At 56.6% G+C, this 25,083-nt stretch carries 23 protein-coding genes; 7 read left to right on the plus strand and 16 right to left on the minus strand.

Features of this window, described 5'->3' with window-relative positions:
* The first annotated feature begins 38 nt into the window (after positions 1-38).
* A complete protein-coding gene (gene barA, locus NIM72_RS08370; RefSeq protein WP_253419887.1) occupies positions 39-2,774 on the plus strand; it encodes a two-component sensor histidine kinase BarA in 2,736 nt (911 codons plus the stop codon).
* 172 nt (positions 2,775-2,946) lie between these two features.
* On the opposite strand, the gene NIM72_RS08375 is transcribed toward barA, so the two are convergent.
* The 6 genes from NIM72_RS08375 to NIM72_RS08400 all read right to left on the minus strand — a co-directional run bounded on the left by NIM72_RS08375 (position 2,947) and on the right by NIM72_RS08400 (position 9,926).
* The gene (locus NIM72_RS08375) at positions 2,947-4,086 is read right to left on the minus strand and encodes a glycerate kinase (RefSeq protein ID WP_161732813.1); all 1,140 of its coding nucleotides are present in this window, start codon (positions 4,084-4,086) and stop codon (positions 2,947-2,949) included.
* 73 nt (positions 4,087-4,159) lie between these two features.
* Complete coding sequence (gene garR / locus NIM72_RS08380; protein ID WP_161732815.1) at positions 4,160-5,044, minus strand: 2-hydroxy-3-oxopropionate reductase; 885 nt, start codon at positions 5,042-5,044, stop codon at positions 4,160-4,162.
* A 19-nt stretch (positions 5,045-5,063) separates the two neighbouring features.
* The gene (garL, locus tag NIM72_RS08385; protein WP_161732817.1) at positions 5,064-5,834 is read right to left on the minus strand and encodes a 2-dehydro-3-deoxyglucarate aldolase; all 771 of its coding nucleotides are present in this window, start codon (positions 5,832-5,834) and stop codon (positions 5,064-5,066) included.
* Between the two features lie 45 nt (positions 5,835-5,879).
* Positions 5,880-7,211, minus strand: a complete 1,332-nt coding sequence (gene gudD, locus NIM72_RS08390; RefSeq protein WP_161732819.1) for a glucarate dehydratase — start codon at positions 7,209-7,211, stop codon at positions 5,880-5,882.
* Between the two features lie 10 nt (positions 7,212-7,221).
* Positions 7,222-8,568: an enolase C-terminal domain-like protein gene (locus NIM72_RS08395; RefSeq protein ID WP_161732821.1), complete on the minus strand. Its 1,347-nt coding sequence runs from the start codon at positions 8,566-8,568 to the stop codon at positions 7,222-7,224.
* On the minus strand, positions 8,565-9,926 hold the full coding sequence (locus NIM72_RS08400) for an MFS transporter (RefSeq protein WP_161732823.1): 1,362 nt from the start codon (positions 9,924-9,926) through the stop codon (positions 8,565-8,567). Before NIM72_RS08400 ends, NIM72_RS08395 begins: the two co-directional genes overlap by 4 nt.
* A 565-nt stretch (positions 9,927-10,491) precedes the next feature.
* Between NIM72_RS08400 and garD the strand changes: the two genes are divergently transcribed.
* Positions 10,492-12,051, plus strand: coding sequence for a galactarate dehydratase (garD, locus tag NIM72_RS08405; protein ID WP_161732825.1), 1,560 nt, complete (start codon positions 10,492-10,494; stop codon positions 12,049-12,051).
* Between the two features lie 66 nt (positions 12,052-12,117).
* Here garD and NIM72_RS08410 read toward each other — a convergent pair whose 3' ends face one another.
* The 4 genes from NIM72_RS08410 to syd form a co-directional block, all read right to left on the minus strand.
* Positions 12,118-12,564, minus strand: coding sequence for a flavodoxin (locus NIM72_RS08410; RefSeq protein WP_253419890.1), 447 nt, complete (start codon positions 12,562-12,564; stop codon positions 12,118-12,120).
* Positions 12,565-12,576: 12 nt separating this feature from the next.
* Entirely contained in the window at positions 12,577-13,356 is a 780-nt protein-coding gene (truC, locus tag NIM72_RS08415) for a tRNA pseudouridine(65) synthase TruC (protein ID WP_161732829.1), read from the minus strand.
* Complete coding sequence (locus NIM72_RS08420; protein ID WP_033783977.1) at positions 13,356-13,685, minus strand: YqcC family protein; 330 nt, start codon at positions 13,683-13,685, stop codon at positions 13,356-13,358. Before NIM72_RS08420 ends, truC begins: the two co-directional genes overlap by 1 nt.
* A 587-nt stretch (positions 13,686-14,272) precedes the next feature.
* Positions 14,273-14,821: a SecY-interacting protein gene (gene syd / locus NIM72_RS08425; RefSeq protein ID WP_161732831.1), complete on the minus strand. Its 549-nt coding sequence runs from the start codon at positions 14,819-14,821 to the stop codon at positions 14,273-14,275.
* 62 nt (positions 14,822-14,883) lie between these two features.
* Between syd and queF the strand changes: the two genes are divergently transcribed.
* From queF to xni, 3 genes are all read left to right on the plus strand, one after another.
* The gene (gene queF / locus NIM72_RS08430) at positions 14,884-15,729 is read left to right on the plus strand and encodes an NADPH-dependent 7-cyano-7-deazaguanine reductase QueF (RefSeq protein WP_013358897.1); all 846 of its coding nucleotides are present in this window, start codon (positions 14,884-14,886) and stop codon (positions 15,727-15,729) included.
* A 169-nt stretch (positions 15,730-15,898) separates the two neighbouring features.
* Positions 15,899-17,263: a nucleotide 5'-monophosphate nucleosidase PpnN gene (gene ppnN / locus NIM72_RS08435; protein ID WP_222925042.1), complete on the plus strand. Its 1,365-nt coding sequence runs from the start codon at positions 15,899-15,901 to the stop codon at positions 17,261-17,263.
* A 33-nt stretch (positions 17,264-17,296) separates the two neighbouring features.
* Positions 17,297-18,052, plus strand: coding sequence for a flap endonuclease Xni (gene xni, locus NIM72_RS08440; RefSeq protein WP_253419893.1), 756 nt, complete (start codon positions 17,297-17,299; stop codon positions 18,050-18,052).
* Positions 18,053-18,076: 24 nt separating this feature from the next.
* On the opposite strand, the gene rlmM is transcribed toward xni, so the two are convergent.
* The 4 genes from rlmM to NIM72_RS08460 form a co-directional block, all read right to left on the minus strand.
* Positions 18,077-19,177: a 23S rRNA (cytidine(2498)-2'-O)-methyltransferase RlmM gene (rlmM, locus tag NIM72_RS08445; protein ID WP_161732837.1), complete on the minus strand. Its 1,101-nt coding sequence runs from the start codon at positions 19,175-19,177 to the stop codon at positions 18,077-18,079.
* Positions 19,170-19,565 carry a DUF423 domain-containing protein gene (locus NIM72_RS08450; RefSeq protein WP_003854633.1) on the minus strand — a complete coding sequence of 132 codons (396 nt, stop codon included), beginning with the start codon at positions 19,563-19,565 and terminating at the stop codon, positions 19,170-19,172. The genes rlmM and NIM72_RS08450 overlap by 8 nt, the downstream gene beginning before the upstream one ends.
* 50 nt (positions 19,566-19,615) lie before the next feature.
* A complete protein-coding gene (locus tag NIM72_RS08455; RefSeq protein WP_003854641.1) occupies positions 19,616-20,533 on the minus strand; it encodes a transcriptional regulator GcvA in 918 nt (305 codons plus the stop codon).
* A 334-nt stretch (positions 20,534-20,867) separates the two neighbouring features.
* The gene (locus NIM72_RS08460) at positions 20,868-21,089 is read right to left on the minus strand and encodes a YgdI/YgdR family lipoprotein (protein WP_003854643.1); all 222 of its coding nucleotides are present in this window, start codon (positions 21,087-21,089) and stop codon (positions 20,868-20,870) included.
* Between the two features lie 209 nt (positions 21,090-21,298).
* On the opposite strand from NIM72_RS08460, the gene csdA reads away from it, so the two are divergent.
* Both csdA and csdE read left to right on the plus strand, forming a co-directional pair.
* Positions 21,299-22,507: a cysteine desulfurase CsdA gene (csdA, locus tag NIM72_RS08465; RefSeq protein ID WP_253419896.1), complete on the plus strand. Its 1,209-nt coding sequence runs from the start codon at positions 21,299-21,301 to the stop codon at positions 22,505-22,507.
* 2 nt (positions 22,508-22,509) lie between these two features.
* Positions 22,510-22,965, plus strand: coding sequence for a cysteine desulfurase sulfur acceptor subunit CsdE (csdE, locus tag NIM72_RS08470; RefSeq protein WP_253419900.1), 456 nt, complete (start codon positions 22,510-22,512; stop codon positions 22,963-22,965).
* Here csdE and tcdA read toward each other — a convergent pair.
* Together tcdA and mltA are read right to left on the minus strand one after the other, a co-directional pair.
* Positions 22,944-23,756, minus strand: coding sequence for a tRNA cyclic N6-threonylcarbamoyladenosine(37) synthase TcdA (gene tcdA / locus NIM72_RS08475; RefSeq protein WP_161732843.1), 813 nt, complete (start codon positions 23,754-23,756; stop codon positions 22,944-22,946). The two genes, csdE and tcdA, sit on opposite strands and share 22 nt — an antisense overlap.
* 48 nt (positions 23,757-23,804) lie before the next feature.
* Positions 23,805-24,953: a murein transglycosylase A gene (mltA, locus tag NIM72_RS08480; RefSeq protein WP_161732845.1), complete on the minus strand. Its 1,149-nt coding sequence runs from the start codon at positions 24,951-24,953 to the stop codon at positions 23,805-23,807.
* Positions 24,954-25,083 lie beyond the last annotated feature (130 nt).

Genomic DNA, 25,083 nt, shown 5'->3' on the forward strand with positions numbered 1-25,083 from the left:
CACAGGGACGTTAATGCCGGAGTAGCCAGGCGACTATTATGACCAAATACAGCCTGCGGGCGCGAATGATGATTTTAATCCTGGCACCCACGCTGATGGTTGGCCTGCTGCTCAGCTCCTTTTTTGTGGTGCACCGCTACAACGAACTGCAGCGCCAGGTGATTGATGCCGGGGCTAACATCATCGAACCCCTGGCGATCTCCAGCGAATACAGCATGACGTGGCACAACCGTGATGCCATGCGTGAACTGGTCAGCCTGCTGCACCGCCGCCATTCCGGCATCGTCCGGGCCATCTCGGTGTTTGATAATCACAATCAGCTTTATGTCACCTCGAACCACAAGCAAAACCTCAGCCTGCTGCAACAGAATGATATCCGCGCCCTGCCTGACGATGTCTCAATGGAGCGCCACGGCAGCCTATTAATTCTGCGTACGCCGATTACTTCTGAGCGTTACGATGTGGACGAATTACCGGATGAAGATGCCAAGCCAGCGGGCAATCCGCTGGGCTATGTGGCGATTGAACTGGATCTGCAGTCGGTGCGGTTGCAGCAGTACAAAGAGGTGTTTGTTGCCACGCTGATGCTGCTCTTCTGCCTCTGTCTTGCCATGCTATTTGCTTATCGTCTGATGCGCGATGTCACCGGCCCGATCCGCAATATGGTCACTACCGTTGACCGCATCCGTCGCGGCCAGCTCGACAGCCGCGTTGAGGGCTACATGCTGGGTGAACTCAACATTCTGAAAAACGGCATTAACGCGATGGCGATGTCGCTGACCGCCTATCACGAAGAGATGCAGCACAATATCGACCAGGCAACCTGGGATTTAAGAGAGACGCTGGAGCAGCTGGAAATTCAGAACGTTGAACTGGATCTGGCGAAGAAACGCGCGCAGGAAGCCGCGCGTATCAAATCTGAGTTTCTGGCCAATATGTCGCATGAGCTGCGAACGCCGCTCAATGGCGTGCTGGGCTTTACCCGGCAGATGCTGAAAACCCAACTGCGCACCACCCAGCGCGACTATATGCAGACCATTGAGCGCTCGGCAAATAACCTGCTCAGTATTATCAATGACGTCCTCGATTTTTCGAAGCTGGAAGCAGGCAAGCTGATGCTGGAGGCAATCCCCTTCCCGCTGCGCGCCACGCTGGATGAAACCCTGGTGCTGCTGGCGCCGTCGGCGCATGAAAAGGGGCTGGAGCTGACGGTGGTATGTGACAGCAGCGTACCGGACAACGTGATTGGCGATGCGCTGCGTCTGCAACAGATTCTGATCAACCTGATTGGTAACGCCATCAAGTTTACCGAGCAGGGTTACATCGGCATGCGCGTCGGACAGCGGGTGATTACCCAGTCGCGCGTCGAGCTGGAGATTCAGGTTGAGGACACCGGCATCGGCATCTCTGAGCAGCAGCAGACACAGCTGTTCCAGGCGTTCCGTCAGGCTGACGCCAGCATTACGCGCCGCCATGGCGGCACCGGGCTGGGTCTGGTCATCACCCAGAAACTGGTGCGGGAGATGGGAGGAGAAATCACCTTCAGCAGCCAGCCGGATCAGGGGTCGACCTTTGTGATTCGCGTACAGCTGGATCTTAATCCCAATGCACCCGGTATGCCTCGCGTGCTGGATGCGCTGTCCCATGCGCGCATTGCCTATGTGGAAGCGGATGCTAACGTTGCCAGCGCCGCGCTGGAGATGTTAAGCGCCACTCCATTGCAGATCGACTACAGCGAAACGCTGGAAGGTTTGAAAGAATCTCACTATCCGCTGCTGCTGATGGCGATGCCGGTCGGTATCAGCCAGCCTGCACTACTTAATGAGCGCCTGATCAATGGGCTGCTGGATCGGGCAGACAACGTGCTGATGGCCCTTCCCAGCCCGATGATGTTGCTGGCTGATGAACTGAAGGTACGCGGCATTGACGGCTCCATTGCTAAGCCGATCTCACTGACACGGCTTCTGCCGATGTTACTGGATCTCCATACCCGTCAGATCAGCGAGCTGCCGCTGTCACCGCGTCTACCGCTAACGGTGATGGCGGTGGATGACAATCCCGCCAACCTCAAGCTGATTGGCGCGCTGCTGGAGGAGCAGGTGCAGAACATCCTGCTGTGCAGCAGCGCCGAACACGCCATCCGCGCAGCGCGTCAGCAGTCGCTGGATGTGATTCTGATGGATATTCAGATGCCCGAAATTGATGGCATTCGTGCCAGCGAAATTATCCGGGGTCTGCCGCATCACGCGAATACACCGATTGTGGCGGTGACCGCACATGCGATTGATGGCGAGCGTGAGCAGCTGATCAAGGCGGGCATGAATGACTATCTTGCCAAGCCGATTGATGAGAGCAAGCTGAGACAACTGCTGGCACGCTATACGCCGCCGCCAGTGGTCTCCCTGCCGGAACTGCAGCCGATATTACCGACGCTGGACTGGCAGCTGGCGCTGCGACAGGCGGCGAACAAACCCGATCTGGCGCGCGATCTGCTACGCATGCTGCTGGAATTTTTACCGGAAGTGCATGCGAAGATGGCGCAGTTTATGGCGGCCAATGAGGTCAACGCCCTGCGTGAAATTATTCACAAGCTGCACGGCAGTGCCAGCTACAGCGGCGTGCCGCGCATGAAGCAACTCTGTCATCAGCTGGAACGCGGGCTACTGGAGGCCAGCGATATCGCTGCGCTGGAGCCGGAGCTGCTGGAGCTGCAGGATGAGATGGAGAACGTCGCCAGAGAAGCCCGGCGACTGTTAGGATTCGGGGAAGTCTGACGGACCTGCTGCCACGCCTGTTATTCGCGCAAACGCTAACCGGCAGGTGCGTTAGCTTCCGCTGACGCACCTGCCTCCGGGGTAAAAGGCTGATGCCGTAAAACTATGCTTACCACCAGCATCACCGTCAGGACTATCAGGCCCGCATTGCCTGGCCTGATAGTCCTGACGGTCAGTGAAATCCGGCCAGTTTTAACGTCGCGGCCACGTTACGCGCTGTCATCTCGACATTCTTTCCGGCATCCGCAAGTGCCTCTTCGAGTGTACAGATGCTGTAGAGCACGCTAAACACTGCATCAATCCCGTGCTGATGCACCACGCCGACATCCGCCGTCAGGCTTCCGGCGATGCCAATCACCGGCTTGTTAAAACGCTTTGCCACGTTGGCAACCCCAATCGGCACCTTGCCATTAATACTCTGGCTGTCGATACGCCCTTCACCGGTAATCACCAGGTCAGCATCTTTGACTTCTTCAGCCAGGCCCAGTGCCTCAGTAACAATCTCAATGCCGCGCCGCAGCTCCGCCTGACAGAAGGCGTGCAGCGCCGCGCCCATGCCGCCCGCCGCGCCGCCGCCGGGAATATGCAGCACATCGATGTCGAGATCGCGGTGAATAATCTCAGCGTAATGGGCCAGCGCCTGATCGAGCTGCTGCACCAGCGCCGGGGTCGCCCCTTTCTGCGGACCGAAAATAGCCGATGCGCCCTCTTTGCCGGTCAGCGGATTCGTGACGTCACAGGCCACTTCAATGCGGCACTGATGGATGCGGGCATCCAGGGCGTCAATATCAATGCTAGCGAGCTGAGAGAGCGCGCCGCCACCTTGGCCAATCTCTTTACCCTGGGTGTCGAGCAATCGGGCACCCAGCGCCTGCATCATCCCGGCACCGCCGTCGTTGGTGGCGCTGCCGCCGATACCAATGATGATGTGGCCGACGCCCTTATCCAGCGCATGTCGGATCAACTCGCCGGTGCCGAATGAGGTCGTGATCAGCGGGTCACGCTGTGATGCTGGCACCCGCTCCAGTCCGCTGGCTGCTGCCATTTCGATATAAGCAGTGGACTCATCGCCGGACAAGCCATAAAAGGCGTCGACCTGCGTGCCCAGCGGCCCGGTCACCTTCAGCCTGACGATTTTCCCCTTCGTCGCCGCCACCATCGCTTCTACCGTGCCTTCGCCACCGTCGGCGACCGGTATTTTCACGTAATGCGCATCGGGGAAAATGTCACGGAAACCCGCTTCAATCGCCGATGCCACATCCAGGGCGGATAAACTCTCTTTATATGAATCCGGTGCGATTACGATTTTCATAGGCAATCCGAGCGCAGTTGAGTAATTAAAACGGCTCCTGACCAGTCCGGTTTGGGGAGACCGGCACCGGGTTTTAGCGGGCGATTTCAACCTTCGCTAACTTCTCATAATAGCAGGCCAGCGCGCTGTGGTCGGCGTTACCCTGTCCATCGTTGCGCAGTGCCTGCATCATCTCCATCACCGCCGCCGTCAGCGGCAGATGCGCCCCGATGCTGTGCGAGGTATCCAGCGCGTTCGCCAGATCTTTGATATGCAGGTCAATACGAAAGCCGGGTTTGAAGTTGCGATCCATCACCATCGGCGCTTTGGCATCCAGCACCGTACTGCCCGCCAGCCCACCGCGAATCGCCTGATAAACCAAATCCGGATTCACACCCGCTTTAGTCGCCAGCGACAGCGCCTCGGACATTGCCGCAATGTTCAGCGCCACAATCACCTGGTTTGCCAGCTTGGTCACGTTGCCTGCACCGATGTCGCCGGTATGCACGACCGATCCCGCCATTGATTTCATGATGTCATAACAGGAATCGAACACGGCTTTATCACCGCCGACCATCACAGAGAGTGTGCCTTCAATCGCTTTTGGCTCGCCGCCGCTGACCGGTGCATCCAGCATTTTTATCTGCTTTTCTGCCAGCGCATCATGCACTTCCCGGCTCGCCAGTGGCGCAATCGAACTCATGTCGATCACCACCAGGCCCGGCTTCGCCCCTTCAATGATGCCGTTTTTCCCCAGACAGACGTCGATAACCTGCGGCGAGTTTGGCACCATGGTAATCACCACATCGCACTGCTCAGCCACCTCTTTTGGCGTTTTCGCCACGGTCGCGCCCAGTTTAGCCAGTTCCGCTTCGTTTTCGGTGTTGTTGTCGCGTACCACCAGCGAATAACCGGCTTTCACCAGATTCTTACTCATGGGTTTGCCCATAATGCCCAGGCCGATAAATCCAATTTTCATTGCGTTTCCCCTTGATTGATTAACGCTTAAATTTGTCGCATAACGTCTGCGAAGCGTTGCGGAACATCCCGACATCGCTGCCGACGGCCACAAAGGTGGCACCCCACTCCAGATAGCGACGCGCGTCCGCTTCCACCGGTGCCAGAATGCCGCTCGGCTTACCGGCGGCTTTGGCACGTTCAAAAATGTGTTTAATCACTTTCAGCACTTCAGGATGCGCAGGCTGGCCGAGATAGCCCAGTGCAGCGGAGAGATCGCCCGGCCCGACAAAAATACCGTCGACGCCGTCAACGGCTGCAATCGCGTCAATGTTGTCGACTGCCTGCTGAGTTTCGATCTGAACCAGCACCGTGATGTTGTCATTAATGGTGCTGTTGTAATCCGGCAACGTGCCGTACATGTTGCTGCGGTGCGACACCGAGACACCGCGAATCCCGGCTGGCGGATAGCGGGTTGAGGCGACCGCCCGCAGGGCTTCCTCTTCGGTCTCGACAAACGGCACCAGGAAGTTGTTAAACCCGATATCCAGCAGGCGCTTGATGATCACCGGCTCGTTGCAGGGCGGACGCACCACGGGCGCGCTATGGCTGCCTTTCAGCGCCATCAGCTGCGGCACGAAGGTCGTGATGTCGTTGGGCGCGTGTTCGCCATCCAGTACCAGCCAGTCGAAACCGGCCAGCCCCAGGATTTCAGTTGAGATCGGACTGGCCAGCGCACACCAGCTGCCAATCAGGGTGTCGCCCGCTAACAGGCGACGACGAAATCCATTAGGCCAGGCTGCATTACTCATGGTTGAACTCCTGTGACGGTGGCTCCGCGGCGGGAGCCAGAAAGGTTAACGTACCAGGCACGGGCGTTTATTGTCGAAAGTCCATCCCGGTACTAAAAATTGCATCGCTTCAGCATCGTCACGCGCGCCCAGTCCCTGCTTCTGATAGAGCGCATTGGCCTGCATCACCTGATCCATATCCAGCTCTACGCCAAGACCTGGCTTCTGCGGCACCTGCACCATGCCGCCTTTAATCTGGAACGGCTCTTTGGTCAGGCGCTGATTGCCCTCCTGCCAGATCCAGTGGGTATCAATGGCGGTAATGGCACCCGGCGCGGCGGCGGCAACATGAGTAAACATCGCCAGCGAAATATCAAAGTGGTTGTTAGAGTGCGAGCCCCAGGTCAGGCCGAAGTCGTGACACATCTGCGCCACCCGCACCGAGCCCTGCATGGTCCAGAAGTGCGGATCGGCCAGCGGAATGTCCACCGACTGCAGCGACAGGGTATGCCCCATCTGCCGCCAGTCGGTGGCGATCATATTGGTGGCGGTGGGCATGCCGGTCGCACGGCGGAACTCCGCCATCACTTCGCGGCCTGAATAGCCCTGCTCTGCACCACAGGGATCTTCTGCGTAAGCCAGCACATCTTTGAGCTGTTTGCCGAGCATGATCGCCTCGTTGAGCGACCAGGCCCCGTTGGGATCGAGGGTAATGCGAGCTTCAGGAAAACGTTTAGCCAGCGCCGTGACCGCTTCAGCCTCTTCACCGCCGCGCAGCACGCCGCCTTTGAGTTTGAAGTCGTTAAAGCCATATTTCTCATAAGCCGCTTCTGCCAGGCGCACTACCGCATCCGGCGTTAACGCCTCTTCGTGGCGCAGGCGATACCAGTCGCACGGATCGTCTTGCTGATTCTGATAAGAGAGCGAGGTTTTAGTGCGGTCGCCGATGTAGAACAGGTAACCGAGCATCTCAACGCGGTCGCGCTGCTGCCCGTCGCCCAGCAGCGAGGCGACGTTGACGCCCAGGTGCTGACCCAGCAGATCAAGCAGCGCCGCTTCGATGCCGGTCACCACATGAATCGTGGTGCGCAGATCAAAGGTCTGGTTGCCGCGTCCGCCCGCATCGCGGTCGGCAAAAGTACTGCGCACCAGGCTGAGGGTATTTTTGTACTCACCCAGCGTTTTGCCGATCACCAGCGAGGCGGCATCTTCCAGCGTCTGGCGAATTTTCTCGCCGCCCGGGATTTCACCGACGCCGGTGTGTCCGGCGTTATCTTTGATAATCACAATGTTGCGGGTAAAGAATGGCGAGTGAGCGCCGCTGAGGTTCAGCAGCATGCTGTCGTAGCCTGCGACCGGAATAACCTGCATGGCGGTCACTTTCGGTGTTGAACTCATCTCCTGCTCCTTATGCTGTTGTCCGGCCAAATGCCGGGCGCTTGCGGTCAAATGTCCAGCCGGGGACCAGATACTGCATCGCGGTGGCGTCGTTACGCGCACCGGCGGGCAGTGACTGATAAAGCTGATGGGCTTTGTTTACCTGCTCCCAGTCGAGCTCAATGCCCAGACCCGGCGCATCCGGTACGGCAATTTTTCCGTTGCGGATTTGCAGCGGGTTTTTCGTCAGGCGCTGATCGCCCTCCTGCCAGATCCAATGGGTATCAATCGCGGTGGGATTGCCCGGCGCCGCCGCACCCACATGGGTGAACATTGCCAGAGAAATATCGAAGTGGTTATTGGAGTGGCAACCCCAGGTGAGGCCCCACTCATCACATAGCTGCGCGACACGCACGGCACCGCTCAGCGTCCAGAAGTGCGGATCCGCCAGCGGAATATCGACCGCATTCAGCATCACCGCGTGGTTCATCTCGCGCCAGTTGGTGGCAATCATATTGGTCGCGACCGGCAGGCCGGTGGCGCGCCGGAACTCGGCCATCACTTCACGCCCCGAATAGCCCTGCTCTGCTCCGCAGGGATCTTCGGCGTAGCTCAGCACATCCTGCATCCCTTTACACAGCGCTATCGCCTCGTCCAGCAGCCAGGCACCGTTGGGGTCGACTGTGATGCGCGCCTCGGGAAAGCGCTGCTTGAGCGCTGCCGCCGTAGCGATCTCCTGCTCGCCGGGGAGCACGCCACCTTTGAGCTTGAAATCTTTAAAGCCATATTTATCCGCAGCCGCCTCAGCCAGCCGCACCACGGCATCGCTCGTCAGCGCTTCCTGATGACGCAGGTGATACCAGTCGTGGCTGGCCTGATCGCCACTGAGATAAGGGAGATCCGTCTTGCGGCGGTCGCCAAGATAAAAAAGATAGCCCAGCACCGTGACTTCATCGCGCTGTTTGCCCGGCCCCAGCAGTTCAGCCACCGGGACGCCCAGACACTGCCCCAGCAAATCAAGCAGCGCCGCTTCCAGCGCGGCCACCGCATTGACACGTAGTTCAAAGGTCCAGGCACCGTTGCCAAAAGTGGTGAAGTCAGCCGACTGATTGCCTTTATGTACCTGCTGCACCAGACGGTTCATTCGCGCAATCTGCTGGCCTTTCACCTGCGGAATCGCCTCCACCAGCGTCTGATAGATGGTGTCACCGCCAGGCGCTTCACCCACGCCGGTGTGACCGGCGCTGTCGGTGAGGACCACAATGTTGCGGGTAAAGCAGGCGTTGTGCGCACCGCCAATATTGAGCAGCATGCTGTCATAACCGGCGACCGGGATAACCTGCATCTCAGTAATCACCGGCGAACTTTGCGTATTCATAATGCATCCTTACCGGGCCAGTTTTTCAGTTCGACACGTTTGATATCGCCCGCAATGACCAGGAAGCTGAAGGCTGCGACAAAGGCATGAATGCCGACATAGATCAGCGCGCCCTCAAAGGATCCGCTGGTGGCAATGATGTAGCCGATGGCGATAGGCGTTACGATGCCGGAGAAGTTGCCGAACATGTTAAACAGACCGCCGCTCAGGCCACTGATCTCTTTCGGCGCGGTATCTGCCATTACCGCCCAGCCCAGCGCACCGATGCCTTTACCAAAGAACGCCAGTGCCATAAAGAACACCACCATCCATTCGGTATCGGTGTAGTTACACATCACCATCGAGATAGAGAGCAGCATGCCGAGCACAATTGGCGTTTTACGTGCGATATTCAGCGAGCCGGTTTTACGCATCAGCCAGTCAGAAATTACCCCACCCAGTACGCCGCCGAGGAAGCCACACACCGCCGGAATCGAAGCAATAAAGCCCGCTTTCAGAATCGACATGCCGCGCGCCTGCACCAGATAGACCGGGAACCAGGTAATAAAGAAGTAGGTTAAGGCGTTAACACAGTATTGACCGAGGTAGATGCCCAGCATCATGCGTGACGTCAGCAGTTGCTTAATCTGGAACCACTTCTCGCTCCAGCTCACTTTGCGGCTATCCTTTTTGACATCCATGTTGATCAGCGCGCCGCCCTGCTCCATGTACTCCAGTTCAGCCTTGTTCACGCCAGGGTGATCGGTAGGATCGTGGATCACTTTCAGCCAGATAAAGCTGAGGATGATGCCCAGGCCGCCCATGAACCAGAACACATGCGCCCAGCCCACTTCAGAGACCAGCCAGCCCATGATGGGGGCGAAGATGACAGTGGCGAAGTATTGCGCCGAGTTGAAGATCGCTACCGCCGTGCCGCGCTCCTGCGCCGGGAACCAGGCGGCCACAATGCGGCTGTTGCCCGGGAAGGAAGGCGCTTCGGCCAGCCCTACCAGGAAACGCAGAATAAACAGCGACATAATGATGCCGAAGCCGCTGAAGATATCTACAAATCCCTGCAGCAGCGTAAACAGCGACCAGGTAAAGATGCTCCAGAAATAGACGCGTTTAGAGCCGAAGCGATCGAGCAGCCAGCCGCCCGGAATCTGGCCAATAACGTACGCCCATGAGAAGGCAGAGAAGATATAGCCAAGTCCGACCGAATCGAGGCCGATATCTTTGGACATTGCAGAACCGGCAATCGAAATGGTTGCGCGGTCACCGTAGTTGAATGAGGTGACGATAAATAACATCACCACAATCCAGTAGCGGGCATTGGTGCGCTTCTGCACCGTCTCCGCGGTCTGGCTGAAACTATTCATGATGCACTCCTGAAATATAGCGTGAGCTACATTCGCTCTGACTGCATACACATCGCGTTGGGTATCAGAGAGAAGTTGGGTTAAACACGGCGATCTTGTTGTTCTGGCAAACCTTTATTTATCCATCTGCGAGGTGGCAGCTAATGCGCCTCGGTAACCTCTTCAGATGAGTAATACGTCGTGACAGATAACCTGACTTTGGCTAACGGAACCCAGTATAAGAACAGCCTGAAGCGAGCACATTGGCACATCGCCCTGGAATAACGCCGGTGAAGAAGTGATTGTATTGCGGATGCACAAAACCCTGCGGGATGGCTCACGAAAGCGGCAAATAAACGAGCGACCCCCCCCTCAGGTAACGCTTTCTCCCGCTGTTTGTGAGGCTCTTCACTTGCTTCTGGATAATCGCCTCAAAATCATAAGGCGACTTGCCTCAATGGTGGTCATTTGCACAATGCGCGCCCCACGCCGCCTCCCTATACTGAAGATGGCAAACAATCGTGTGACAGGTCAGAACATTACAGCGTGCCGCACAAGTACGGCACGACAGACGGGAAGGTGAGCGATGTACCCAAACACAGATGAACAACCGCTCTATATCAAAGTCCATGAGCACGACAATGTGGCGATTGTGGTTAACAGCCTGGGTCTGCCGGCTGGCACGCAGTTTGCGGATGGCCTGACACTCACGGAGCATGTGCCACAGGGCCACAAAGTAGCGCTGCGCGCAATTAACCAGGGCGCAGAGATCGTGCGTTATGGTGAAGTCATCGGCTATGCATTACGGGATATTGCCCAGGGCAGCTGGATTGATGAGTCGCTGGTCGCGCTGCCGGAAGCGCCTCCGCTGGCGAGTCTGCCGTTAGCCAATCAGGTTCCGCCTGAATTGCCGCCGCTGGAAGGCTATACCTTTGAAGGTTATCGCAATGCGGATGGCAGCGTCGGCACGCGTAACCTGCTGGGGATCACCACCAGCGTCCACTGCGTGGCCGGTGTGGTGGATCATGTCGTACAGATCATTGAACGGGATTTGCTGCCGCGCTACCCGAATGTGGATGGCGTGGTCGCGCTCAACCACCTTTATGGCTGCGGCGTGGCGATTAATGCACCCGCGGCGGTAGTGCCGATTCGCACCATTCATAACCTGGCGCTGAATGCTAATTTCGGTGGCGAAGTCATGATCGTCAGCCTGGGCTGTGAGAAGTTACAGCCGGAGCGTCTGCTGACCGGCACGCCTGACGTGCAGGCGATTTCGCTGGACGATCATGACATCGTGCGTTTGCAGGATGAGAAGCTGGTCGGTTTTGGTGCGATGGTAAATGAGATTCTGCAGGTAGCGGAGCGTCATCTCCAGCGGCTGAATCAGCGCCAGCGTGAAACCTGTTCCGCAGCAGAACTGATTGTCGGTATGCAGTGCGGTGGCAGCGATGCGTTCTCGGGCGTGACGGCGAATCCGGCAGTGGGTTTCGCGTCCGATCTGCTGGTGCGCTGCGGTGCGACGGTGATGTTTTCGGAAGTCACTGAAGTGCGTGATGCGATTCACCTGCTGACGCCACGGGTGATTAATCAGGAAGTCGGTAAGCGCTTACTGGAGGAGATGGCCTGGTATGACAACTACCTCGACCAGGGCCAGACCGATCGCAGCGCGAATCCGTCGCCGGGCAATAAAAAAGGCGGGCTGGCGAACGTGGTGGAAAAAGCGCTGGGGTCGATCGCTAAATCGGGGCGCAGCGCCATTGTTGAAGTGCTGTCGCCCGGCCAGCGGCCCACGCGGCGTGGATTGATCTACGCGGCGACGCCCGCCAGCGATTTTGTCTGCGGTACGCAGCAGCTGGCGTCCGGTATCACGCTACAGGTTTTCACTACCGGTCGCGGAACGCCTTACGGTCTGGCTGCAATTCCGGTCATCAAGATGGCGACGCGTAATGCGCTGGCAGAGCGCTGGCACGATCTGATGGACATCAATGCCGGGACGATTGCGACCGGTGAAGAGAGTATTGAACAGGTGGGCTGGCGGTTGTTTGAGTTGATTCTGGACATTGCCAGTGGCAGGAAGCAGACCTGGTCCGATCGCTGGGGTATCCGTAATCAGCTGGCGGTGTTTAACCCGGCACCGGTGACCTGACCGCGCCGTGCACACACGCCAGGCATATCCTTAGCTCCTAAAGCAGAGATAAGCCTGGCGTGGTCATCAGAACTGCGCGCCCCAGGCTTCAACCCATGGAGAAGTCACCGCTTCCGGCTCAGGATTTTCAGTGGCATCAACCAGTAACACCTCACCAATCCGCCGCGCGCCCTGCTCCTGCAGCAGCGCATCGAAAGCTTTACCCGCGCCACAAAAATGGTCGTAACTGCTGTCACCCAGCGCAATCACGCCATAGCGCAACGCAGGTTGATGACCCAGCTTATCTTTAACTGCATGGAACAGGCCTGAAATCGTGTCGGGAAAATCGCCCTGTCCGGTGGTTGACGTGACAATTAACGCCACGTCGCTGGCATAGTTCTGCCAGTCTGCCAGCGTCGGATCGTCAAACACGGTGACGCTGTGACCCTGCTGCTGCAGAAGGGGCTCCGCTTCTTCCGCTACCAGCAGCGCATTGCCGTATACCGTCCCCACAAAAATGCCAATCTTTGCCATCTGCTTTCTCCCTTATTCTGAAACGTTATCCTGTCCTGGCGCTGCGTTAAACTCAACCCGCGGCACCTCAGGAATGCGATCCTGCCAGCCAAACTGGTTCATCAGATTCTGCCAGACGCCATCCAGTCCGGCGCGCAGCAGCAACGGTTCCCCGGTCACCGGATGGGTGAGTGCCAGGCTGCTGGCGTGCAGCATCAGCCGGTTAGCGCCAAAGTGTTCGGCGGCCCCCCGGTTCTGGCGCAGATCACCGTGTGCCGAATCGCCAATAATCGGATGACGCAGGTGCGACATATGACGACGCAGCTGATGCTTACGACCGGTTTTAGGAGCCATTTCAACCAGGCTGTAACGCGATGTGGGATAGCGGCCAATGCCGACCGGCATCTCGACCGTCGCCAGTGACTGATAATCAGTGACTGCGGGCTGTGCGGTGCGCGCTTCCGTGGCGTGCCTGTCAGCGATTTTATCCAGCTCTTCCACCAGCGGATAGTCGAGCGTTCCGCTGCTCTCCAGCCAGCCGCGTACGACAGCATGATAGGTTTTCTGCATCTGGTGCTGTTCGAACTGCAGGGAAAGCAGACGGCCGACTTCGCTTGAAAGCCCCATCAGCAGTACGCCTGAGGTGGGTTTGTCCAGGCGATGCGCGGTAAACACATGCTGTCCAATCTGATCGCGAACGGTCTGCATTACAAACACCGTTTCATGACGATCCAGCCAGCTGCGATGAACCAGCCAGCCGCTGGGCTTGTTGACAGCAACCAGCCACTCATCCTGATAGAGTATCTCCAGCATCAGTGGGCTGCATCCTTGATCAACGCGTCAAGCTGACGCAGGGTCAGCAGTAGCGGTGCAATGCCGGGCTGGTCAGGCACCAGCGCCACCTCGTAGTAGGGAGCAACGGCAAAATTTTGCGGTAAAGGATGCTGAGCCGCTATCAGGGCATGCATCCGCGGAACCAGCACCCACTGGAGCCACTGCAGCGGCTCCAGCGTATCCAGGCAAAAGGGTTCACGGCTCTCGAGCGCGTCTTCGGCCGGAGGGGTACTCTGCCAGAGATGGTGCTCACGCATCACCGCTTCCAGTTGCTCCAGCCGTTGTGTAATCAATTGTTCAGGCGTCATGCGCCACCTCCGGCAAGCAGTCAAAAAGGGGCGGCAAGCATATCACTTGTTGGCACAGGCACAAAAAAAGGGAGCACTGTATAAACAGTGCTCCCGGTTCGTTTGCAGCCATCCTGCTACGTTTTTGCTCCCTGCTCTTCCATGACAACTTGTCCAGTGCGAACTCCTGTCGCGCATCGTCCTGATGTATCCTTAGCATCCTGGCCCACCACCTCTTCTGAGGGGTTCTCATTCTCCATCCTGGAGGTGTCCCTTGCTCACTCCTGAGCGATCCTGTTTCATCCTGAAACCTTCCGTGTGCCGTAAGCTCCGTTACGTTCCTGCCTCATGGCTTATCATCATCCTGACGATATCTGTTTCCTGAGCATCCTGCAGTGGGAAACATTTTGACAGAACTCGTTACGCGCACAAGGTACTTACAGCGAAACTTTACGAAATGTGCTGCGCAAAATCAGATAAATGCCATTAAGTTGATGATTCACAATATTTTTACATTGCAGCCTTCCGGATGTCTCAACTGTTATATGGCGATCTCTCACAGCAGTTGTAAGAGATATCTCACAAGCCAGGCGGCAAATCACTGCAAATCAGATGATAACCGGTTGTAATGACTTAAGAAATATCTCAAGATTTTCTGCTAAGACCACACGCTGTTTACGACCAGGTTGCTCCAGAATCACTTCGCCGCTGAGATTAGAGAGGGAGATGATCTCCTCCTCTGAATCAGTAGTGGCTATAAACAGCGTCGGCGACTGTTTAAGGCGGCGCTGCATCACCAGATGCCCAATCAGATTCTCCTGTAACCGCAGGAAATCCTCTTCACTCCATACCTGTAACAGCGTCAGCTGATTCTCACCAAAACGGGCCTGCATATCGCCGGCAAATTGCGTGGTGTAGAAATCGGTCATCGGCGGCTGGAGCTGGATGTCGACCGCCCGTTCAACCGCATCCAGCGTCGGTGGCAGGCTAAACGGTTGCGGCTGCCAGATGACCCGCTGATCGCGATCCTCCAGTGCGCAGGGTGACGGCACCCCATAGAGATCGCTGCTGGCCGGCGCATGCCCGGTCTGCTGAAGCCAGTGCTGGCAGTATCGGGTGGTAAAGTCACGCAACGCGGCGGCAGTTTGCTGCATCATTCATATTCTCACTTCTGATAGGTTACACTTAGCCACTTTGATTAATTTTGGTGGTAACCGCAATGACTACTCACGAACAGGATCAGGCGCTCAGTAACCTGACGCTGGGCAAACCCACAGCCTATCACGATCGGTATGACAACAGCTTACTGCAGGCGGTGCCGCGCAGCCTGAACCGTGAACCGCTTGGCCTGTTTCCCGACAGTCTGCCCTTTACCGGCAGCGATATCTGGACCCTGTATGAACTCTCGTGGCTCAACAGCAAAGGTCTGCCACAGGTTGCCGTTGGCGAAGTGGTGCTGGATGCGCAGAGCCGTAATCTTATTGAGTCGAAAAGCTTCAAGCTCTACCTGAACAGTTTCAATCAGACCCGCTTTGCCGACTGGGGTGAGGTTCGTCAGACGCTGGAGCGGGATCTGAGTGCTTGTGCTGAAGGGGAAGCGCGGGTCGCGCTGTTCCGACTCAATGAAATAGAAGGCCAGCCGATTGGTCATTTTGAGGGTTGCTGTATTGATGAGCAGGATATTGCCATTGAGGATTACCGCTTCAATGCTGACTATCTGGCTGATGCCGCAGGCAGCGAAATCGTTGAAGAGACGCTGGTCAGCCATCTGCTCAAGTCGAACTGCCTGATTACCAACCAGCCCGACTGGGGATCGGTCATGATCCGCTATAAAGGCCCGCGTATCGCGCGTGAAGCACTGCTGCGCTATCTGGTCTCATTCCGCCAGCACAACGAATTTCACGAGCAGTGTGTTGAGCGCATCTTTAATGATGTGATGCGATTCTGCCATCCGGAAGCGCTGACGGTCTATGCGCGCTACACCCGTCGTGGCGGGCTGGATATTAACCCGTGGCGCACCAACGTGCCCTTCTCGCCCGGTTTTTCGCGGCTGGTCCGTCAGTAGTTTGCGAGACTTCTCTCAGGCTGGGTGCCGTAAGCGCAGTTCCGCTTGAGCTGTGCGGGCCGACAAGGCTACTCTGGTGAAGGCGGCAACCTGCGGGTTGCCGACCAGGGATTTTCGTCACTGCCGTTGCAGTGCCAACATGCACCCAGGCGGGTGTAAAGGAGTTCATTTGATTACCCATATCAGCCCACTTGGCTCAATGGATCTGCTCTCGCAGCTGGAAGTCGACATGCTCAAGCGCACTGCCAGCAGCGACCTCTACCAGCTGTTTCGCAATTGCTCTCTGGCCGTGCTTAACTCCGGCAGCCAGACTGACAGCAGCCACGAATTGCTCTCCCGCTTTGAGAACTTCGACATCAACGTGCTGCGCCAGGAGCGCGGCGTCAAACTGGAACTGATCAATCCGCCGGAAGAGGCGTTCGTGGATGGCCGCATTATCCGCTCACTACAGGCTAACCTGTTTGCGGTGCTGCGTGACATCCTGTTTGTCAGCGGCCAGCTCAACATACCGGGCCGGTTAAGCGCAGCCGAAGAGAATGATTCCGCCACCATCACCAACACGGTATTTTCGATTCTGCGTAATGCGCGGGCTCTGCACATCGGCGAGGATCCCAACACCGTAGTCTGCTGGGGTGGTCACTCAATCAACGCCGTTGAGTATCAGTATTGCCGCAATGTCGGTACGCAGCTTGGACTGCGTGAACTGAATATCTGTACCGGCTGCGGGCCAGGCGTGATGGAAGCGCCGATGAAAGGCGCAGCGGTTGGCCATGCTCAGCAGCGCTATCGCGACAGCCGTTTTATCGGCCTCACCGAGCCCTCAATTATTGCAGCTGAGCCGCCGAATCCACTGGTGAATGAACTGATCATCATGCCGGATATTGAAAAACGTCTGGAAGCGTTTGTGCGTATCGCTCATGGCATCATCATTTTTCCGGGCGGCGTCGGTACGGCTGAAGAGCTGCTCTATCTGCTGGGCATCCTGATGAATCCGCAGAACAACGATCAGGTGTTGCCGCTGATTCTGACCGGGCCGAAAGAGAGCGCCGATTACTTCCGCGTTCTGGATGATTTCATCGTTAACACGCTGGGTGAACAGGCACGTAAGCATTATCAGATCATCATTGATGACGCGGCAGAAGTGGCGCGTCTGATGAAGAAAGCGATGCCGCAGGTCAAAGAGAACCGTCGCGAAACCGGCGATGCGTACAGCTTTAACTGGTCGATCCGCATTGAGCCCGATTTGCAGGTGCCGTTCCTGCCAACCCATGAAAATATGGCCAATCTCAATCTCTATACCAATCAGCCTCCCGAGAAGCTGGCTGCCGACCTGCGCCGCGCCTTCTCAGGTATCGTCGCCGGTAATGTCAAAGAGATGGGCATCCGCGAAATCCGCGTGAAGGGACGCTACAAACTGCATGGCGATCCCGACATCATGCACCGCATGGATGAGCTGCTACAGGGATTCGTTGCCCAGCAACGCATGAAACTGCCTGGCACTGCCTACATCCCCTGCTACGAAATTATCAAATAACCAGGAGGCAGCCCCCGGGCTGCCCATACGCTCATGGCTCTTCATCTTGTTATTGTTGACGCGTTGAATCTGATCCGCCGTCTGCATGCGGTACAGGGCTCCCCCTGTGTCGACGGCTGTGTAGCTGCGCTGCACCAGGTTCTGGGCCACGCCCGTCCGACTCATGCTGTGGCGGTTTTTGATGGCGAGGCACGTCATCAGGGCTGGCGACATCAGCTGCTGCCCGATTACAAAAGTGGTCGCCCGCCGATGCCAGACGATCTACAGGCAGAGATGCCGGCGTTGCAGGAGGCTTTTCGTTCGGCAGGCGTAAGCTGCTGGATAGCGAGCGAGGATGAGGCAGATGATTTAGCGGCGACGCTGGCGGTGAAAATGGCTCAGGCCGGACACCAGGCCACCATCGTGTCCACCGACAAAGGCTACTGCCAGCTGCTGGCCCCCGAAATCCGCATCCGTGACTACTTCCAGAAACGGTGGCTCGATCTGCCTTTTATTGAAGCTGAATTTGGCGTAGCCCCCCAGTTACTCCCCGACTACTGGGGATTGTGCGGCATCAGCAGCAGTAAAATTCCAGGCATCACCGGCATCGGCCCGAAAAGCGCGAAACAGCTGCTGGCAGAGTTTCACACGCTTGAAGGGATCTATCAGCAACTGGATAAGGTGCCCGCTAAATGGCAGGAAAAGCTCGCGGAAGGTCAGCAAATGGCTGAGATCAGCCGTCAGGTCGCCATGCTGAAGCGGGATCTGGTATTGCAGGGCAATCTGAATACGCTGCGTTATACCGGCTGAGTGCAGCTGCACTCAGCCTGACGATTAACGTTCGTCGCGACGTCCACCGGTCGCGGCCCACATACGGCGCACATGAACCGTCACCTCTTCGCGGTCATGATAGAGCTGACGGGCGCGAATCTGCACATTAATGCCATTCTCATCAAAGCGCTCCTGCATCATGGCCAGATTCTGCGTGACCTCTTCATAACGCTTTTTCATCGGCAATTTGAGGTTGAAGATCGCTTCACGACACCAGCCGTTAACCAGCCAGTCGGTCATCAGGTTAGCCACGCGCACCGGTTTCTCCACCATATCACATACCAGCCAGCTGATGTTGGTGCGTGGCGGACGGAATTTAAACCCATCGGCTTTCTCGTGCATCACCTGGCCGGTATCCATCAGGCTCGGGGCCATCGGTCCGTTATCCACTGCATAGACCATCATGCTGCGCTGGACCAGCTGATAAGTCCAGCCGCCCGGACAGGCACCGAGATCCACGGCGTACATGCCGCTGGCTAAACGCTCATCCCACTCATCCGCAGGGATAAAGACGTGAAACGCCTCCTCCAGCTTAAGGGTGGAACGGCTTGGCGCATCGGAGGGGAACTTAAGGCGTGGAATACCCATGTAAAACGACGAGCTGTTTTCCCGGATGGAGTAGCCGACGTAACAGGTGCCTGGCGCGATGAAAAACACATGCACGACCGGGCGTTTCGGACTTTCATAGTTCAGTAGAATCTTGCTTTCACGCAGTGCTGAACGCAGCGGCACGGTGAACTTGCGGCAGAATTTGGTCAGCTCTTTCGCTTCGTTAGTGTCAGGCACTTCAACACGCAGTTCGCCGCCCTTCTCCACCACGCCGGTCAGCATACCGACAATCGGGGTGATGCGATCTTCCTGCGGCAGGTCACGCAGCATTTCACCGACAACCAGCATCTGCCGGGCAAAAATCAGCTCGTCAAACGGTAACTCACGCGCCAGACGCTCGGCATCTTCAAACTGGTAGCACTCAAACAGCACGTAGCCGGAGTCATCTTTAACCCGCGGAAAGCCGTAGATTTCACGTTCAGCCGCTTTGGCGCTGATTTCCGCCGCACACTCTTTTTCAAAACCGGGACGACAATAGAGTAAAACTTTATTCATGGCGTTCTGCCTTTCGTTTAAGACGCAGCGCGCCAATCAACATCAATACCCAACCGGCGAGGAAACAGACTCCCCCCACCGGTGTGATAAAAACCCAAAACTTCAGATGTGACAGCGCCAGACAATAGAGGCTGCCACTAAACAACACGGTGCCGAGCGCCATCAGCGCACTGCTCCAGTAAAACCAGATATTGGCGCGGCGTAACATCGCGGCACCCAGTCCCATCACCGCTAACGTGTGATAAGCCTGATATTCCAGCCCGGTATGAATCCAGGCCATCTCAGCCGCACCCAGCGACTGGCTCAAAACGTGGGCACCAAATGCGCCAAAAGCTACCAGCAGAAATCCACTGATAGCCGCAAAAACAAACATGGCACGACTGGACATTAACCGATCCTCAGGGTGCATTTGCACCGTAATGCAGATAAATCAAACTGTTATTGTTGATAGCGAAAGCGGAATTTTTCTTGTTCGGTTGCAGCTTTTTCCAGGATCCACTGTCGGAAGGCGGCTATTTTACCCAGTTCTGCCTGACTGTCATGACAAACCAGATAAAAAGCGTTTTTACTGACTAATACATCATTAAATGGGCAGATTAATCGCCCGGCCTCTATTTCGCTCTGCGCCATGACGTTGTTGGCCAGCGCCACGCCCTGACCATGAATCGCCGCCTGCAACACCATGGCGCTGTGGCTGAAGATCGGCCCCTGCTGAACATTAATATGCTGCAGACCCAGCTGGCGGATATACGATTGCCAGTCACGGCGGGAGGCATCATGCAGCAGGGTAAAGCGCGAGAGATCCATCGGGGTTTTCAGCGGATTATCGCCGGTCATCAGTGATGGCGAACAGACCGGCAGCAGATATTCGGCATAGAGTTTTTCAACCCGCAGGCCGGGCCAGTTGCCACGTCCGTAGAAAATTGCCACGTCGACATCGTCGGCCAGTTTCTCTTCATCGCGGTCAACTGCCTGGATACGCACGTCGATTCCCGGATAAGCCATATTAAAGCTGGAGAGGCGGGGAACCAGCCACTGAATAGCAAAGCTCGGCAGTAAACTGACGGTCAGCGCTCCCTTGGCACTGCGCGCCTGCAGTTTGCGGGTCGCTTCGTTAATTGCCGAGAAAATCTCTTTGATGTCGAGATAGTAGCTTTGCCCTTCTTCGGTCAGTAACAGCGAACGATTCCTCCGGCGAAACAGCTTTAACCCCAGAAAATCTTCCAGAGATTTAATCTGATGGCTTACGGCAGCCTGAGTGACAAACAGCTCTTCAGCGGCTTTGGTAAAGCTTAAATGGCGCGCAGCGGCATCAAAAACCCGCAGTGCGTTAAGAGGAGGAAGGCGTTTCGACATGGTTTTCCGTATCCGGATCGGCGAAAAATACGCAGGCTTATAAAAAGCGTTTACGTATTAGAATTTTTAATCCGAGGCATTATAATTTGTCCGTTGAGGAACCTCCAGCAAATACCTATAGTTGCCGCACTTCCTGAGCCGGAACGAAAAGTTTTTAGATTTGTGAGTGAGTTCGCAGATTTTCTGAAAGCTTTTGGCTTGTGGTCGTGATGTTGTGTTTGCAATTTTTGATCCGACGATTGCGGATCAAACTCTTAATTCCTGTAGATTTACCCTGTCTGTCCATAGTGATTTTTAAATAGCACCGCAAATTGCGGTGCTTTTTTTTTGCTGCTTACTTTGACTCGACCATTTCTTTGACATCAGAGCGGTTAATCTGCTGCTCATTGCCATTCGCATCTTTATAGCTGATCATGCCGGTATCGTTATCAACTTTAGGCTTGCCGGCAGCCACGATGGTGCGACCATCATTGGTATGCATTACGTAATTGCTTGAACAGGCACTCAGGGTAAAAGCCAGAGTACATACGGCCAGTACTGCGGTAAGTTTTTTCATCTGCTATCTCCTTGTAGATTGATTGCATCAAACCACCCGCGTTACGCTAACCAGAGGCAGCCGATAAGTGGGATCGACTATTAAACGTCCGATCGTTATGCGGGTTTGGTTCAAACCTTGCATTATTCAGCATAACGCGCTTTTCCAGCTTTGCCAGACGCAGACCATTCTTTCAGTGTGGTCCTAATTTTTCTTATCATGGACCCGGCATGACCGCATTTAATCCCACCGCATTCCGCCAGCAGTTTCCCGCGCTCGCCGACGCCGGCATCTATCTCGACAGCGCCGCGACCACGCTGAAGCCGCAGGCCGTTATTGACAGTACGCAGCAGTTTTACAGCCTCAGTGCGGGTACGGTTCATCGCAGCCAGTTTGCCGCCGCCCAGGCCTTAACCCAGCGCTATGAGCAGGCGCGCAATCAGGTTGCCCGCTGGGTTAATGCCGCGGACGATCGTGAGATTGTCTGGACGCGCGGCACTACCGAAGCGATAAACCTGGTGGCGAACAGCTGGCTGCGTCCGCGCCTGCAGCCCGGTGATGAGATCGTGGTGAGTGAGGCTGAGCACCACGCCAACCTGGTTCCCTGGCTGATGGCTGCGCAGGCGTGCGGTGCCCGCGTCGTAAAATGGCCGTTAGGGCCAGATCGTCTGCCCGATATCAGCCTGTTACCCACCCTGCTTAACAGCCGTACCCGCCTGCTGGCAGTTGGTCAGATGTCGAACGTCACCGGGGGTTGCCCCGATCTTGCTCAGGCGATCCCGCTGGCACATGCCGTGGGGGCGAAAGTGATGGTCGATGGCGCGCAGGGGGTGGTGCACTGCCCGCCTGACGTACAGGCGCTGGATATCGACTTTTACGCTTTTTCCGGACATAAGATTTACGGCCCGATGGGCATTGGCGCGTTATATGGCAAAGCGGAACTGCTGGAGACGATGGAACCCTGGCAGGGCGGCGGGAAAATGATCACGGATGTTGACTTCAATGGTTTCACGCCACAGCCGGTGCCGTGGCGTTTTGAGGCCGGCACCCCGAATGTGGCGGGTGTGGTGGGATTGAGTGCGGCACTGAGCTGGCTGGCGCAGTACAATCTGACCGAAGCTGAGCGCTGGAGTCAGCAGCTTGCCTCGCTGGCGGAAGAGCAGCTGGCAGAACTGCCCGGCTTTCGCAGCTTCCGCTGTGGCAATGCCAGTCTGCTGGCCTTTGAATTTGCTGACCTGCATCACAGCGATCTGGTGACGCTGCTGGCTGAGCAGGGAATCGCCCTGCGCGCCGGTCAGCACTGTGCGCAGCCGTTGCTGTCGGCGCTGGGCGTCAGCGGCACGCTGCGGGCTTCTTTTGCACCCTATAATAATCTGCAGGATGTTGATGCGCTGGTGCGCGCCATGAAAGGCGCAATCTCGCTGTTATCGGAGTTTTGATTATGTGTTCATCGCTGTTAGCACCACACCCGTTTGGCGAACAGATTACCGTTACCAGTCTGAAAGAGAGTTTCAGCCGCTTTCATCAGTGGGAAGATCGTTATCGCCAGCTGATCCAGCTGAGCCGCCAGTTGCCTGTCCTGCCGGAGGAACTGAAAACGGCGGAAATTGAACTGAGCGGATGTGAAAACCGGGTCTGGCTGGGCAGCCAGTTATGTGAGGATGGCTCACTGCACTTCTATGGTGATAGTGAAGGACGGATTGTGCGCGGCCTGCTGGCCGTGCTGCTGACTGCGGTTGAGGGCCAGACGCCGCAGCAATTGCTGGTCACCGATCCCTTAGCCCTGTTTGATGAACTCGGCCTGCGCGCCCAGCTCAGCGCCTCCCGCAGCAGCGGCCTGCAGGCGCTGGCCGCTGCGGTAGAGCATGCCGCGCGTCAGGCGCTGACCGCATCCTGACGGGCGGCGCGCGCCAGAAATTTTTTGAGCGCATGCGAAACGGCCACAAAGCCGAAGGTGGCGGTCACCATGGTTGCCGCGCCAAAGCCGGATGTGCAATCCATTCTCTTCGGACCCTCTGCCGTGCTGCGTGAAGCACAGACGCTGCCGTCGGCCTGCGGATAGACCAGCGCTTCAGTCGAAAAAACGCAGTCGATGCCGAGTTTGCCTTTGCTGTTTTTCACCACGCCCAGGCTTTTCAAGCGTTCGCGCAGCTTCGCCGCAAGCGGATCCTGAATGGTTTTTGCCAGATCGGCGACCTGGATCTGGGTCGGATCAATCTGCCCACCCGCGCCACCGGTGGTGATCAAGGGGATCTTATTCCGGCGACACCAGGCGATCAGCGCCGCTTTAGGCCGCACGCTGTCGATCGCGTCGATCACATAGTCGAAACCGGCGGCCATCAGTTCGGCGGTGTTCTCGGGCGTGATAAAGTCATCAATGCAGATCACGTCGCAGTCCGGATTGATCGCCCGCAGCCGCTCGGCCATCACCTCCGTTTTGGCTTTACCGACGTTACCCTGCAGCGCATGAAGCTGTCGGTTGGTGTTGGTAATGCAGACGTCATCCATATCTATCAGGGTGATTTTACCAATGCCGGTGCGCACCAGCGCTTCCGCTGCCCAGGAGCCGACGCCGCCAATACCGATGACGCAGAAGTGTGCGTCAGCAAAACGTTGCATCGCATTCTGGCCATAGAGACGCGCCGTGCCGCCAAAGCGCTGATGCCAGGCGTCGTTTAACACTTTCATAGTTGAACCTGTTACGTCGTGCGGGCCCGAAGGCCCGCAGAGAAGAAATTAGTTAGAGCCGAGAAGCAGTGAACCATTATTACCGTTTTGCGGGCTGGAGAACAGCGGCTGTCCGGCACCCGGCGCGGCTTTGATCACCCAGACGCGGCCGTAGTGATTATAGAAGCCCGCCAGATGCGCGGCGTCCGGGCCGATACCCTGATAGATATCAAAGTGTTGTCCTTTAATCGCGCCACCTACGTCGAGCGCCACCATCAGGCGCATCTCATATTTGCCGTTGAATTTGCCCTTCTCATTCAACTGCGGCACTTCCGCCAGCAGTACGGTGCCTGCCGGAATAATTGATCGGTCAGAGGCCACTGAGGCTTTCGCTACCAGCGGAACGGCGCTGGCACCGCGCACCGGCGTAAACGGCTCAGCTTTAAAGAAGACGAATGACGGGTTGGTTTCCAGCAGCGCACGCACTTCCTGCGGTGAGTGCTCCTGCGCCCACTGGCGAATCGCCTGCATCGACATATCTTCGCGCTTCACTTCACCGCGGTCGATCAGCTCTTTACCGATACTGTGGTAGCCCCAGCCATTTTTACCGGCGTAACCAAAGAAGGTCATCGGACGGCCATCGCCAAAGTCGACGTAACCACTGCCCTGCACATCCATCATGAAGTTATCAATTAGCGAGTTGCTGTAGGCAATGACGTAGCGGTCATCAAGTCCGCCACTATAGATAGAGGCGCGGCTCGGTAATTTCTCTCCGCGTTTGCGCGGCGGCATACGGTAGATCGGATACTGGAATTCGCCCTGCCGGGTGTAGCGCGCTTCCACGACCGGCGTGTAGTAACCGGTAAACTGCACGTTACCGTAGTTGTCCGTGCCCTCCATCTGCCAGGCGTTCAGGCCATACTGACGAAGCTGTCGGGTATCGGCGCCTGCCATCAGCCAGCTTTCAATTGCGCTGTAGGTGCCGTTCTGACGATTATAAAGAGCGGATGAGGCGGACTGAATCTGGCGCACCTGATCGCCAAAGTCTTTGCCATTAACCGGTGCGCCTTTAGCATTGGGCTGATTCACCAGCGCCAGCGGCTGTTCCAGTTTGCCATCTTTATATTGCTGACCGCGATCGGTCGGTTTAGAGCTACAGGCCGCCAGCAGCGTGATTAACGCGCCAGTGAGTGCATACTTCACCCAATGTGATTTCATTATCTTCTCTTTTTATAACTGTTCGCCCCGCGACGATAGCAAAGCCCCCGACAGAATGAAATGCATCCGCTTTGACCTGGCGCATATCAGTTCAATAATTAGCCATATGGTTGAATCCTTCAGCAACTGG

The organism is Pantoea sp. B550 (assembly GCF_024158165.1).
Taxonomy (GTDB): domain Bacteria; phylum Pseudomonadota; class Gammaproteobacteria; order Enterobacterales; family Enterobacteriaceae; genus Pantoea; species Pantoea alfalfae.